This is a genomic window from Flavobacterium frigidum (assembly GCF_048286735.1).
GTDB lineage: Bacteria > Bacteroidota > Bacteroidia > Flavobacteriales > Flavobacteriaceae > Flavobacterium.
Map to the genome: position 1 here is coordinate 42,102 of NZ_JBLVPU010000006.1, position 14,379 is coordinate 56,480.

Genomic DNA, 14,379 nt, shown 5'->3' on the forward strand with positions numbered 1-14,379 from the left:
TTTTAAGTTAGATGACAAATAAAGTTCTAAATAATCAGAATAATAGTTAACTAAAGTTAACGATTGTTAATGGCTAAATATAAAAGCATTTAGTTCTTATATTTGAAAAATGAAAGTGAAAAATTACGCCTCTATTATTTTTTTTGTAAGTCTAACTATTTTGGCAACCATCAGTTTACAAGTATATTGGAACATTAAAAACTACAAAGAAAACAAACAACGATTAATTAATGATGTGCAAATTGCTTTTGACAATAGCACTGAATACTATTATATCGAACAGTCAAAAGAAAATTATATCGCTTTTGTAAACCGAGATAATTTGATATCCGAAGAACAGTTTATGGATGACTTAAAACTTGATACAGTTTTTAAAAATTATAAAGCAAAAAGGAATCAAAATAAAATTCCAAAAGTTGATTCAATAAAATTTAAAAAAAAATCATCTGTAACTGTATCTTTAAAAACTTCAGAATCCAAAATTCGTCCGGTTCCCGACACCAGTAATTTGATAAAATTGGATTCAAAAATCATTAAAAACGAGAAAGAAAATGACACTAAAATAGTTAGCTATACTAAACCAAAGTCTAAAACGAATTCCTCAGTATTAATATTACGAGGAAAAAAAGCAACAGATAGCCTCCTACAAATAAAAGATTCAAGAAGTAGAATTGTAATATCTATGAATAAAGATTCCGTTGCATTCAATAAATTAAGTAAAATTTTAGATATTGAACTTTCTCGAAAAAAAATTGTTGTTGATTATACTTTAGAGCATTTTAAATTAAATACTCTTTTTGATAAATTTAAAAAAAATACTTCGGTCAAATCAGTTAAATTACCTCTTTCTACTTTTTCAAAATCAGTCTATCTTCCCATTAACGAAAAACTGAAAATTTCATTTTCTGATCCTACGGTACTACTTTTAAAAAGAAGCATGATTGAAATAATTCTTTCGTTACTGTTATCGCTTTCCATTGTAGGTTCTTTATTTTATCTTTTGAGAATTATAAACCGTCAGAAAAAAATTGATGAAATCAAAAGCGATTTAATCAGCAATATTACTCATGAATTTAAAACGCCTATCACCACCATTTCTTCGGCAATAGAAGGAATCAAGAATTTTAATTCCGTAAATGATCCTAAAAAAGCAAATCGTTACTTAGACATAGCAAGCCAGCAATTAGAAAAATTAGCCCTTATGGTTGAAAAACTTTTGGAAACTGCTTCGTTAGAATCTGACAAACTTACGCTAAACAGAGAACCGATTAATATCGTTCAATTATTAAAGAAAAATGTTGAAAAACACCTATTGAACACTTCAAACAAAACAATTGATTTTATTTCTAATCAGGAAAAATTAATTTTGAAGGTGGATTCATTTCATTTTGAAAATGCATTTTCAAATCTGGTCGATAATGCCCTAAAATATGGAGGTCCTCAGATTGAAGTTTGCTTAACATCAGACAAAAAAAGGATAGAAATAACAGTTCAAGATAATGGAACCGAAATTGATAAAAATCAACAAGAAAAGATTTTTGAAAAATTTTACAGAATTCCTAAAGGTAATATTCACGATGTAAAAGGCTTTGGAATAGGTTTATATTATTCCAAAAAAATCATAGAGAAACATCAGGGAACACTTGAACTAATAGTAAACTCCAAAAACATTTTTAAAATCACGTTAACTCATGTCTAACAAAATAAAAATAATCCTAGCCGAAGACGAGCTTGCTCTAGCACAAATCATTAAGGAAAGTTTAGAAACTAGGAATTTTGAGGTTATTCATTGTAAAGATGGCGAAGAGGCTTTTGAAGTTTATAAAAATGAAAAAATAGAGTTACTTGTTTTAGATGTCATGATGCCTAAAAAAGATGGTTTTTCAGTAGCTAAAGATATTCGGAAATTAGATAACAAAACTCCTATAATTTTCCTCACTGCTAAATCACAAACACAAGATGTAGTGGCTGGATTTAATTTTGGAGGCAATGACTATTTAAAAAAACCTTTTAGCATGGAAGAACTAATCGTTAGAATCCATTCTCTTCTTGGTAGAAAAACTGCTGTTAAAAATGATGATAACATTGATATAGGCAACTACATTTTTAATCTTACCAAACAAACCTTACAGGGGCTTGACACGACAATCACCTTAACGCATCGTGAAGCAATTCTATTAAATATACTGTCTGAAAATAAAAATGAAATAGTTGAACGTTCTTTAATTTTAAATAAAATTTGGGGAGAAGATGATTTTTTTAATGGTAGGAGTATGGATGTTTTTATTACAAAGTTGAGAAAAAAATTAAGCCTTGATCCCAATATTCAAATTATTAATATTCGTGGTCAAGGTTGCAAATTAATTTGTTAAAATTAGTTTATCCGCCTATTCGAAAGGTTCCCGTAGCATTACCTCCACGTCCTTGATTCATTTCTCTCCACTCTTCCATTTTTTTTATGACAGCATCATCATACTCCTTTTGAGAAACTACTTTCCCTTTTGTTAATGCTTTAATTTCTAATTTTTCCTTTGGATTCAAGACAATTTTAGAGCACAAAATTGTGGTTTTCTCATCGTTAACTTCTAGAATTAATCCAGGCAAACCCCAATATCCTTCTGGTCCTTGACTAACCGGAATTTCCGGAGTATACCAAGCAGTAATTGTAACTTCTTTGGGAAGTTCTATGGCATCCATAAAGTTGGTTTTCTTATCCGTGGCCGATTTATCATCCACTTTTTCAGCACCCTCTTTTTTAGCTTCTTCTTTTTTAGGTCGGAAATTTCTAAAATCAGTAACACTTGCCGCCTTAATAGCGGTAGCCTTGTAACAGGTATATCCACCTATAACTCTCGTTTCCGCTTCCATTTTCCATTTTAGACTTGGCAAAGAATCTTTAACTAAAAACTCTTTTCCCATAAAATCTTTATCAACGGTATAGTTTTTCTCTTTTACATTCTTATAATAAGTACCTCCGCCGCCACTCATCGCATTCATCATACGCATTCCACCGCCAGCTTGTGCTGTAGCCTCTAACTTTTCTTCTTCTTTGTAAATTGATGCCGATTTATTAAAATTTAGAATAAATGTTTTTTCAAACATTTTTTTCATACGCTCTTCAATCATTTTTTGCATATCGGGAGTCATATTTTTGTTGCCCTCCATTCGCGATTTAAAATCCGCCGTACTGGTTTTTGACTCGTACACCGCCATTCCTTGAAATTCTTGAGCATGAAGCCCCATCAATGATGCTACAGCCAATACTAATGTGAAAATTACTTTATACATACCTTTAGGTTTTTATAAGTGAGACAGAAAAACACAGCTATTGTTACAAGCACATGTGTTAAAATAATACTAAGACCATTATGCTAGTATATGGTTTAATTGTAAATTCGCTTTTATGAATAAATTCGCTTTTTTGCTCTTTATCAGCTCATTTACAATTGTTTTTGGTCAAAATCAAAAACCAAATCTTGTTACTGTTAATACGATTCATTTTGATGCAGATGAGTTTTTGGGGTATGATTCTTTTGGTTTTTATTACACCGTTAAAAACAATATTTTTTCTAAAATCGGCACACGCGAAACCTTCGTATATCAAAACTTTAGTTTAGGTAAGATCGCAAAAGTTGACCTTCAAAATCCGCTTAAAATTGTCTTGTTTTATGAGAACTTCAATACCGTTGTTACTTTAGACAATCAATTGAATGAAATTCAAAAAGTCAATTTTTCCGAAAGTTCAGTTCCTATTGTGGCAACAGCTATTGGCATCGCTTCGCAAAATCAATTTTGGATATACAATAGCTTAAATCAGCAGATAGGTCTTTTTGATTATTTAAATCAAAATTACAAACCGATTTCCGTTCCGTTAACGGATAGCATTGCTTACTACACCTCAGATTTTAATACCTTTTACTGGATTGACAGTACAAATAATTGGTACAGCTGCGATATTTTTGGAAAAGTCAGTAAGAAAGGTCTAATCCCAGATTATGATTTGATTGTGATAGTAAATGACAATCAATACCTGTACTCCAAAAATGGTGTTTTAAAGTTCATTGACGTACAAAAAGAGCAAAAAACTGAAATTGAAATTGCAGAAAAATCGTTTAAAAAATTCTACTACAAGGACCAAATTTTATCTATTTTTACAACTTCAGGAATTACAAATTATAAAATCACAATACCGTAATGCACATAGCAATAGCAGGAAATATAGGTTCAGGAAAAACAACTTTAACGCGTTTATTAGCCAAACATTTTAAATGGGAACCCCATTATGAAGATGTTGTCGACAACCCCTACTTGGATGATTTTTACCATCAAATGGAACGCTGGTCTTTTAATTTACAAATTTATTTCTTGAACAGTCGTTTCCGTCAAGTGATGCAAATTCGCGAAAGCGGTAAAAAAATCATACAAGACAGAACCATTTATGAAGATGCGCATATTTTTGCACCCAACTTGTATGCGATGGGCTTAATGACCAATCGTGATTACCAGAATTACTCCTCTCTTTTTGAATTGATGGAATCTACTGTTAAAGCGCCTGATTTATTGATTTATTTACGAAGTTCTATTCCTAATTTAGTGGGACAAATACACAAGCGCGGTCGCGAATATGAAAACTCTATTTCTATTGACTATTTGAGTCGCTTGAATGAACGTTACGAAGGCTGGATTCAAACGTATGACAAAGGAAAATTATTAATTATAGATGTAGACAACATCAATTTTGTGGATAATCCAGAGGATTTAGGAAATATTTTCAATAGAATCGATGCAGAGTTGCATGGGTTGTTTTAATCCCCTCCCGAAGCTTTGGGACTCTCCGAAGCAAAGGGAGTAAAAATTAAATAAAAAACATAGAAATAAAAAATGCCTTGCAAATTGCAAGGCATTTTTTGTTAGACTTTCACGAAACTACATTTGCTTTATCAAACTTATTGCTTTCTCTAAATTATAGGCGCCATCAATTGCATTTTTATCAAAAACCATCATATAGTTATAATTAGATCCAGAAAGTCGTGCCCAAGATTTTCCCAATCTCAACTTTGCTGCAGTATCTGGATTATTCAAATGAGAACCTTTGGTTTCAACTACAATTACTTTATTGGTTTTTGTAACCAATATAAAATCGGGATAATGATTTGATTTATACCCATTCAAAGAAAAACCCTTACCTCTTCCTAAATTACGATGCCAAAAAGCAATATTTGATAAACTGGAAATTTCCAAAATAAATTGCTCTTCTAATCCGTTCATATCGCCTTCGTGAACATACAATGAATTACCAATGTCATTTCCAATTCTTGTCGGAATGATGGCTTTATCAAATTTCCAATTGGGCTCCGTTCTAATTTTAGGAATTTCTAGCCAATCATTAAACTTTTCTTCCGCATACATATCGGCCAATTGATTTATTTTTTCCTTAATCGAATCAGAGTATGTTAACTTATATTGATTGAAATCTATCAACTCTTGTGCTGACATGTTCTCTAAAATCCTATTAACGTATTTCTTAATTTCATTATCGGCAATAGGTGGTAATTTGTCAATTTGTTTAACTATAAAATATGCTAAATCTTTAATTTGTCCTTCTTTAGGTTTAGCTAAGATGTATTCCGTCATTTTTTCTTGAACCGCATTTTCTATTTTGAAAGAAACCATTTTATAACCGCCATCGTTCGTTTTCTCAGTATCAATTTTATATAAATCAGAAGAAATACTTTTAAAAGCAATTTGAATATCTTTATCCGAAAGCTTAAATTCTTTCAAAAGATTGACTCTGTCTAACAATTGCGTGCCGCCTTGTTCCATTAAAAGAAATTCATTTCGAGGAACTTCAACTACAAATTTTGGCAATACAATTGTTGAAGCTTGTTCAGCAACACTTTCGCGCATTTTATATTGTTTCACTTTCATACCAACCTCTGAATATATTTGTTGAATTGTGTTAGAATCATCTTGATTTGCGATTTGAATCTCCATTTTCAGACTGTCTTCAATTGCCATTTTTTCCATTTCAAATACAGCAATATTAGGAGTGTTGTTTATTTCATTGGGATTGAATTGAATTTTTTGAACATCAATCAGATCTTCTTTTACAACTTCTATTTGCTCTGGAAAAAAGAAATTATCTAATGTTTCCTGCTTAACTTCTTCTTTTACAAATTCGGGCATTATGTCTTTTTCTCGATAATCTTTTTCGCTAAAACCGGATTGCTGCAAACCTTTGATGATATTTTGCAACGTATTCTGAAACTTAACCGAAGCTGTAATTACATACGATAAATTCAACATTGTACTGTTGTGTTTCATAACATACGGTTGACGTAAAACACGACCCAAAATCTGAGTAACATCAACTTCCGAAGATTTATCAGCCAAGGAAGCCAAGATATAAGCAAACGGACAATCCCAACCTTCTTTCAAAGCATTGATTGTAATAATATAACGAACTGGACAATCCTTGCTCATTAAATCTTCGTTTTTCAACTCATCTTTATTAGCCGTTTTTATTCTAATTTGTTCCTCTGGAATTCCAACAGCAATTAATTGTACTTTCAATTTTTCAAAAGTTGTATTATCCTCTTTCCCTTTGGGTTGTGCCTGAAACAAAACTATTGGACGAATGTATTTCCCTCCATTTTCTTCCAAAATTTTAGCTTCTGTCTCTAATTTGTTTTGCAAATGCAACGCACTTTCTATAACGCCTTCTATATTTTGATGGTTGTAAACGATGACCGGCAATTTAACCATGTGCTCTTTTTTGAGTTCAATAGCCGAAACTAAACTCACAATATTAGCATTTTGTTTAGGTGTTGCGGTCAAATCTAAAATAAAACTTGGGTTAAGATTATTCAGCATTTCGACACTCAAGTCACTTTCGGCATTATGACTTTCGTCAACAACCAAAATTGGGTTTAAACTTCTAATAACATTAATTAATGCTTCTTTTTCAGTCCCGTCTAAAACAATGTCGTCAGCAATAGAATCGGAGAAACTGGATAAATTTGAATTTTGCTCATTAAATTTTCTGTCCTCTTTATTCTTAGCTCTTATGGAAGCAAAATTTACAATCATAATACTCAGTTGCTCTTGCACTGATGATGGATTGAAATTAGCTCCTTGCAATAAATCCCGTTTTTCATAAACTTGAACACGATTATTGAACAACGAATTCATTTTTTGACAATAGGGATGATCGGGATTAGAAAGGTTTCGTACCGTTTGATCTAATAAATTGCTCCAGGGTACCAACCAAACAACCGCTCTTGTCTTAGTTTCTGGCATTGCATCAAAAATAGTTTTCAATGCATTGCAGGCAAGAAAGGTTTTTCCTCCCGCAGTTGGCACTTTTATACTTAAATGAACGGCATTTGGAACGGTGTTTTGATACGGCCTCATTCCTTCACCAGTTAATGGATTGTAGAAACCCACTTTTTCCTGCCAAAAAGAATTGAAAGCGATATCCGCTTTTTTATGGTTTTGCAAGTACTCGAAATACTGTTGCAAATCTTCGATGACTTGCTTTTGATAGGTTTTTAATTCCATAGTTAAAAACGAGTTATATCACGAGGGATTTTCTTGAACTCAATATTTTTTTCTTTCATAAAAGTTTCGGGCAATAAACAATTATCAGCATAAATGATATATCGCTCTGCTTTTTGTTGTACAAATTCCGCTAAAGATTCATAATCGAGTGTGGTTAAGTTGTCCTTTTCGTAAATGAAATAATAACTGGTGTCGTTGTGGATTCCTAAAAAAGGAGTAGTCAATTTTTGAATTGTATATGGAATTCGAGTTTCCGTAAACCAAACGTATTCCCTGATTTTTTCAATATCTATTGTTTCGTTAAGATTGTTGTTTTCATCAAAAAGTGGTTCTCCCAAAGTGTAATAATCAAAACTACCTCCAGTCCCTTCTTTGTCTGCATAGCCATTGATGACTCTTTTTACACGTTCGGCAGTAATGGTTTCAGCATAATCCTCCATTTCTATTAAAATGAATTTTCTATCGCCTCCGTCTTGTTTGTTAAGGCTTAAAACGGCGTGGGCTGCAGTTCCTGAGCCTGCGAAGCTGTCTAGGATTATGGAGTTTGGTTTGTTGTACGTAACAGATTTAATTAAATTTGAAATTAACAATGACGGTTTTGGATAATCGAATGGTTTTACTTTAAATATGCTTTGTAACTCCTTATCACTATCTTGGTTATCACCCCAATCTAACAATAAATCAACAACTGTCTTTTTTTTATCTTGTTCTTCAAATGTTGGCAATCTTCTGAAACCAAAATTTCTTGTAATAAATAGTAAATCTTCATCACAAAACTTATCAAAATCTTCTTGTTTGTTTCTAAAATTTCCTTTGACATTAAAGTCATTTAATGTTCTAAAATCTTTTATTAAAACATCATCTAAAAATTCTAATTGCATTGTTTTATTTTGATAAATCCCTTTTTGAATAATTTCTACATCAACTTTAGCAATTATACCTTTTTTTATTTTTCTTAATCCAATATCATTTGCCGCATTATCAACTCTTCTAGTTTCATCTGAGACATTATCAATACTTAGTTTATCAACTAGATTACTATTTTTACCATATACAAATATGAATTCTGTAATGTTTGCGATATGTTTTGCTAGAAATGATGGTTGTTTCTTTTTTTTCCAAATAAACCTTCCTATAAAATTTCTGTTACCAAAAATCTCATCCATCATAAGCTTCAAATTGGCTTCTTCATTATCATCAATCGAAATAAATATCATTCCATCCTTAGCCAATAATTTATGAAGCAATTTCAATCGTGGATACATCATACACAACCATTTATCATGTCGGGTCAAGTCTTCACTTTCTTTACCCACGACTTTGCCTAACCATTTTTTAATCTTCGGAGAATTCACATTGTCATTATATACCCAACTTTCATTTCCTGTATTGTATGGCGGATCGATATAAATGCAATTAACTTTTCCTTCGTATTTGGGTAATAAAGATTTCAACGCTTCAAGGTTATCCCCATTGATGATATGGTTTCCAAAACCAATAGGAGTTTCCGATTTTTCATTTTCAGAAAAACCATATTCGTGATTTAAAACTTTATAAGGAACTTCTTGATGATGATTGATAATTTTGTCTTTACCAATCCAGTTTAGTGTAGGCATTTATTTTTTACTTTGCCCAAATATATAATTTCGGACAAAACTCCGAATAGTAAAATCATTTATTTTCTTTGGGATGGTTTTATTTGTTTTGTGCAAACAGAACTAGACTATATAAAAGAAACCTTAACCAAAAAAATCTATATTCTCTTTATGGAAAAATATAAAGGGAATAAACTTCAGTTTGCAAAAAAAGTAGGTTGTGATGAAAAAACAATCCGCTTAATTTTTGATAAAAATCAAGGAATGACAATGAATTTGTTTTTTAAAATTGCATCAGCTCTTGAAGTAGAACCTACAGAATTAATCAAAGATTTAAAAATCAGCAAATAAACCGTACATTTGCAGTCTTTTAACAAAGAATATTGAACTATTTCTTTATATTTACGTATGTTTAGAAGAATAAATAACGATAAAATCAGCAATGTTTTAAACTATTTTGCGTCACAGATAGACTATTTATCTATGACCAAAACGTTGAAACTATTGTACATTCTGGATGAAACCTCCATCAAGGAAACGGGAACTCCTGTAACTTGGTTGGATTATAAAGTTTGGGAAAATGGTCCAGTTGCCATTGATGTTTACAATGAAATCAAACATCAAGAAGTCTTTTGTTATCAGGGAAAAGAATTATCATTACTACATTCCATTCAACTAGAAAAAAAATTCAATACTGACCGAAATTCTGAAGAGGTTTTCTTAAAACCTAATGGTGATTTTGACGAAACCATTTTTAATAGATATGAATTAAATCTATTAGAAACCATAGTTTTTAAATATGGAAATTGGAATGCTACAGAGTTGATTAACTTTCTGCATGAAGAAGGGTCACTATGGCACAAAATGGTTTCTGAACATAATTTGATTAATCATTTTCAGCAAATAGGAAAAAGAACAAATCATTCTATTGAATTCAATGATTTGTTAGAAAACAACCCTGTTTTACAAATGGCTGCAAAATCTTCTTTTGAGGCCTTATCATTTCAGGAAAGCATAAGCTAGATTTGATATGCTTGACGAAATTTTAAAACAAGGCCATTTATTATTAATTGAAGATTATCAGTTTCAAGATGGAAATGGCAGTAAAGACAAGTTCTTGATTGTATTAAATCGTAATGAGGAGTTTGCTTATATCATTCATACTTTAACAACATCACAAAACAAATTGAATTTACCTTCTGAGAATTTTGGTTGCTTAGTTGCAGGAAACATTCCGTACTTTTTTATTCAAAAGAATACAGCTTTAGGGAAAAATCAATTTAGTTTTGACAAAGACACTTTTATATTTTTCAGAAATAATGTTCGTAAAGAAAACCTATCTTCTTTTCTGAAATACAACGAAAGAAATCTTATTTTAAAAGAAAAACTATCCAATACTTTTTTAAAAAGACTTTTGAAATGTATGCTAAAATCTGACTTTATCGACCTAAATATTGAAAAAGAATTGATTAAAATTAAGGATCAACTTTAAATAAAACATCTTCAAAATATTTTTCTATTAATTAATCGATTCAAAAAAATATTTTTTTTGTTCCAAAATAGGAACTCATCCTGAATATGACAATTTGAAAGACATTAAAAACTTATAAAAAATGGAAATAAATCTTATAAAAACAGAAAAAGATTATGATTTAGCTTTAGAAAGAATCAATGTTCTTTTTGACGCTAAACCAAATACAGATGAAGGCGATGAATTAGATATTCTAGTCACTTTAATAGAAAAATATGAACAAATACATTATCCTATTCCTGAGCCAGATCCAATTGAAGCGATTAAGTTCATGATGGAACAAAACGAACTTACAGATGCTGATTTAGGAGTTATCTTGAATAGTCGCTCTAGAGTGACTGAAATTTTTAAACGTAGAAGAGCTTTAACAATTAAACAAATTAGAGTTTTGACAAAAACACTTCATATTCCAGCTTCAACTTTAATCAAAGAATATGCGTTAAAACAATAATTTTATAATTTCAAAAAAAATGCCTCACAATTGCAAGGCATTTTTTGTTAATCTGATCTTTATAAAACTCTACTTCGCAGCATCAATTTTAGCTTGAACTTCTGCATCAGTACCTTCAAAACTTTGAATATCTTCTTTACCGTTAATAGTTGTTTTGATAGTCGCTTTTACTTTACCATCTAAATTGGTTTTTTCGATGGATACTTCTTTAGAATTTGTTACAGTTTCCGAAGTACCTGCACCCATGAACTTACATGTTTTACTTTCACATCCTTTGGCCATACATTCTTCTTTAGACATCGAAGTACACATTTCAGTAGCTGCGCAACAAGCCGCTTTTTCTGAAATTGTATGGGAACCATTTCCTAATATTGGAGCAATAACCAAACCTATTAAACAAGTCAATTTGATCAAGATATTCATCGATGGTCCAGAAGTATCCTTGAAAGGATCACCAACAGTATCTCCAGTCACTGCAGCTTTATGCGCATCAGAACCTTTATATGTCATTTCACCATTAATTAGTACTCCAGCTTCAAATGATTTTTTAGCGTTGTCCCAAGCACCACCAGCATTGTTTTGGAATACCGCCCAAAGCACACCCGAAACAGTAACTCCAGCCATATAACCACCTAACATTTCAGCAATTAGCTGGTTGTTGTCAGCATAAACTAACTTTCCAAGAAGTACAATAGCAATAGGAAAACCAATAGTCAAAATTCCTGGTAACATCATTTCGCGCAAAGCTGCTTTAGTAGAAATGTCTACACATTTAGCATATTCTGGTTTTCCAGTTCCTTCCATGATTCCTGGAATTTCTCTAAACTGACGACGCACTTCATAAACCATATCCATAGCTGCTTTCCCAACCGAATTCATGGCTAAAGCCGAGAAAACTACCGGTATCATTCCACCCACGAATAACATCGCTAAAACTGGCGCTTTAAAAATATTGATTCCATCAATTCCGGTAAACGTAACATACGCAGCGAATAAAGCCAGTGAAGTTAATGCTGCCGAAGCAATAGCAAAACCTTTTCCAGTTGCTGCTGTCGTATTCCCTACAGAATCTAAAATATCAGTTCTAGTACGTACTTCTTTTGGTAATTCACTCATTTCTGCAATTCCACCCGCGTTATCCGATATTGGTCCGAAAGCATCAATGGCAAGTTGCATTGCTGTAGTTGCCATCATCGCTGACGCAGCCAAAGCCACACCGTAGAATCCTGCAAAAGCATACGATGTCCAAATCGCAGCTGCAAATAATAGTACAGTTGGAAACGTAGAAATCATTCCCGTTGCTAAACCTGCAATCACATTGGTTCCTGCTCCTGTACTTGATTTTTGTACAATAGCCATAACTGGTTTCGTACCTAAGCCCGTATAATATTCCGTAACTGATGAAATAACTGCACCAACGGTTAATCCAACAATAGTCGCATAAAAAACACGCATAGATGAAATTTCTTTAGTGCCTTCGCCAAAAAAGTCCATTTTCATAGTTTCAGGCAACATATAATCCACTAAAAAATAACATGCAATTAGGGTCAAACCTATCGAAACCCAGTTCCCTATGTTTAATGCTTTTTGAACTTGTGCTTCTTTAGCATTATCATCTGATATTTTTACCAACATTGTCCCGATAATCGAAAATAATATTCCAAAACCGGCAATTGCCATAGGTAGTAAAATAGGTCCTATTCCGCCAAAAGCATCTTGAATATTTCCGCCCATGTCTTTGATCACATAATTTCCAAGAACCATAGCCGCCAATACGGTTGCAACATACGAACCAAATAAATCGGCTCCCATTCCCGCAACGTCACCTACATTATCCCCTACGTTATCAGCAATTGTAGCAGGGTTTCTTGGATCATCCTCAGGAATTCCTGCTTCCACTTTTCCCACTAAATCCGCTCCAACATCAGCCGCTTTAGTATATATTCCGCCGCCAACTCTAGCAAACAAAGCAATTGATTCTGCTCCAAGAGAAAAGCCAGCTAATGTCTCTAGAACAATCGTCATGTCTTCAGTAGAAGTCCAAACGCCGTTCATAAAAAAGTGAAAGAAAAATATAAAAAAAGTGGTCAATCCTAAAACCGCTAAACCTGCAACTCCTAATCCCATTACGGTTCCGCCGCCAAATGAAACTTTTAAGGCTTGAGGCAAACTCGTACGTGCGGCTTGGGTAGTTCTAACATTCGTTTTGGTTGCGATTTTCATTCCCATATTTCCAGCCAAAGCAGAGAAAAATGCTCCAAAAATAAAGGCAACAACAATTAAAACATGTGTAGTAGGAACGATAAATGAAATTCCGGCCAAAACAATACTGGCACCAATAACAAAGAATGTTAACAAACGATATTCTGCTTTGAGGAAGGCCAAGGCGCCTTCATAAATATAATCTGATATCTCCTTCATCTTGCCGTCACCTGGATCTTGTTTTAAAACCCATGCGCGTTTGGTAAACATAAATGCCAGTCCAATGAATGCCATGGCAATTGGCAAATAAATCATTATTGTATTCATAATTTTGGTTTGGTTTTTAGTTAATAATTATAGTGTAACCAAACGAATTTAAACAAAAAAGCAATACTCCGAACGGAATATTGCTTTTTTTATAAAAATTATGAAAATTATTTATTTGATGCTAAATAATCCTTCCGGTTTATTTGGAATTTCATTAAAACGTGCTGTACACTCCTTAATTATTGCGTATGCTTCGTTTACATCTCCCCAACCTTCAACATCAACTTGTTTGTTTTCAAGGTCTTTATACACTTGAAAGAAATGCTCAATTTCTTTTAATAAGTGAGGGTTGATATCTGATAAGTTTTCTAATGAATTCCATATTGGATCTGATACTGGTACACAAATTACTTTTTCATCTGGTCCTTTATCATCTGCCATGTGGAAAACACCAATAGGCTTTACTTCCATCACACAACCAGGAAACGTAGGTTCGGTTACTAATACCAAAACGTCTAGTGGATCTCCGTCTAACGCTAATGTTTCTGGGATAAATCCATAATCTGCTGGGTACATCATAGATGAGAACAACATTCTATCAAAACGCATTCTTTTTATTTCGAAATCATATTCGTATTTGTTTCTACTTCCTCTTGGAATTTCGATAAGTACATCGAAAGTCGTTAATTTGTCTGCAGTCATTGTAATTTTTATTTTCTATAATTAAGGGTGCAAAAGTACGCAATCATTACGTTTTTACAATAGAAAAACAG

The 14,379-nt window shown here is 32.4% G+C and carries 13 protein-coding genes; 8 read left to right on the top strand and 5 right to left on the bottom strand.

Going from position 1 to position 14,379, the window contains the following annotated elements:
* The first annotated feature begins 109 nt into the window (after positions 1-109).
* Together ACNQGO_RS05270 and ACNQGO_RS05275 are read left to right on the top strand one after the other, a co-directional pair.
* A complete protein-coding gene (locus ACNQGO_RS05270) occupies positions 110-1,699 on the top strand; it encodes a sensor histidine kinase (protein ID WP_417984554.1) in 1,590 nt (529 codons plus the stop codon).
* Positions 1,692-2,372 carry a response regulator transcription factor gene (locus ACNQGO_RS05275; RefSeq protein WP_417984556.1) on the top strand — a complete coding sequence of 227 codons (681 nt, stop codon included), beginning with the start codon at positions 1,692-1,694 and terminating at the stop codon, positions 2,370-2,372. Before ACNQGO_RS05270 ends, ACNQGO_RS05275 begins: the two co-directional genes overlap by 8 nt.
* Before the next feature lie 7 nt (positions 2,373-2,379).
* On the opposite strand, the gene ACNQGO_RS05280 is transcribed toward ACNQGO_RS05275, so the two are convergent.
* The gene (locus ACNQGO_RS05280; RefSeq protein ID WP_417984558.1) at positions 2,380-3,288 is read right to left on the bottom strand and encodes a GLPGLI family protein; all 909 of its coding nucleotides are present in this window, start codon (positions 3,286-3,288) and stop codon (positions 2,380-2,382) included.
* Between the two features lie 115 nt (positions 3,289-3,403).
* On the opposite strand from ACNQGO_RS05280, the gene ACNQGO_RS05285 reads away from it, so the two are divergent.
* Both ACNQGO_RS05285 and ACNQGO_RS05290 read left to right on the top strand, forming a co-directional pair.
* Positions 3,404-4,195 carry a hypothetical protein gene (locus ACNQGO_RS05285; RefSeq protein WP_417984560.1) on the top strand — a complete coding sequence of 264 codons (792 nt, stop codon included), beginning with the start codon at positions 3,404-3,406 and terminating at the stop codon, positions 4,193-4,195.
* Positions 4,195-4,809, top strand: a complete 615-nt coding sequence (locus ACNQGO_RS05290; protein ID WP_309758950.1) for a deoxynucleoside kinase — start codon at positions 4,195-4,197, stop codon at positions 4,807-4,809. The genes ACNQGO_RS05285 and ACNQGO_RS05290 overlap by 1 nt, the downstream gene beginning before the upstream one ends.
* Before the next feature lie 117 nt (positions 4,810-4,926).
* Here the strand turns inward: ACNQGO_RS05290 and ACNQGO_RS05295 are convergent, their stop codons facing one another.
* Together ACNQGO_RS05295 and ACNQGO_RS05300 are read right to left on the bottom strand one after the other, a co-directional pair.
* A complete protein-coding gene (locus ACNQGO_RS05295) occupies positions 4,927-7,560 on the bottom strand; it encodes a DEAD/DEAH box helicase (protein WP_417984562.1) in 2,634 nt (877 codons plus the stop codon).
* Between the two features lie 2 nt (positions 7,561-7,562).
* On the bottom strand, positions 7,563-9,176 hold the full coding sequence (locus ACNQGO_RS05300; protein ID WP_417968965.1) for a site-specific DNA-methyltransferase: 1,614 nt from the start codon (positions 9,174-9,176) through the stop codon (positions 7,563-7,565).
* 150 nt (positions 9,177-9,326) lie between these two features.
* On the opposite strand from ACNQGO_RS05300, the gene ACNQGO_RS05305 reads away from it, so the two are divergent.
* The 4 genes from ACNQGO_RS05305 to ACNQGO_RS05320 all read left to right on the top strand — a co-directional run bounded on the left by ACNQGO_RS05305 (position 9,327) and on the right by ACNQGO_RS05320 (position 11,137).
* On the top strand, positions 9,327-9,506 hold the full coding sequence (locus ACNQGO_RS05305; RefSeq protein ID WP_417946682.1) for a hypothetical protein: 180 nt from the start codon (positions 9,327-9,329) through the stop codon (positions 9,504-9,506).
* A 57-nt stretch (positions 9,507-9,563) separates the two neighbouring features.
* A complete protein-coding gene (locus ACNQGO_RS05310) occupies positions 9,564-10,178 on the top strand; it encodes a Panacea domain-containing protein (protein WP_417946684.1) in 615 nt (204 codons plus the stop codon).
* A 7-nt stretch (positions 10,179-10,185) separates the two neighbouring features.
* A complete protein-coding gene (locus ACNQGO_RS05315) occupies positions 10,186-10,647 on the top strand; it encodes a hypothetical protein (RefSeq protein WP_417946686.1) in 462 nt (153 codons plus the stop codon).
* A 121-nt stretch (positions 10,648-10,768) separates the two neighbouring features.
* On the top strand, positions 10,769-11,137 hold the full coding sequence (locus tag ACNQGO_RS05320) for a helix-turn-helix domain-containing protein (protein ID WP_417946687.1): 369 nt from the start codon (positions 10,769-10,771) through the stop codon (positions 11,135-11,137).
* Between the two features lie 69 nt (positions 11,138-11,206).
* Here the strand turns inward: ACNQGO_RS05320 and ACNQGO_RS05325 are convergent, their stop codons facing one another.
* The gene (locus ACNQGO_RS05325; RefSeq protein ID WP_417984564.1) at positions 11,207-13,666 is read right to left on the bottom strand and encodes a sodium-translocating pyrophosphatase; all 2,460 of its coding nucleotides are present in this window, start codon (positions 13,664-13,666) and stop codon (positions 11,207-11,209) included.
* Between the two features lie 111 nt (positions 13,667-13,777).
* Positions 13,778-14,308, bottom strand: a complete 531-nt coding sequence (locus tag ACNQGO_RS05330) for an inorganic diphosphatase (RefSeq protein WP_417946196.1) — start codon at positions 14,306-14,308, stop codon at positions 13,778-13,780.
* Positions 14,309-14,379 lie beyond the last annotated feature (71 nt).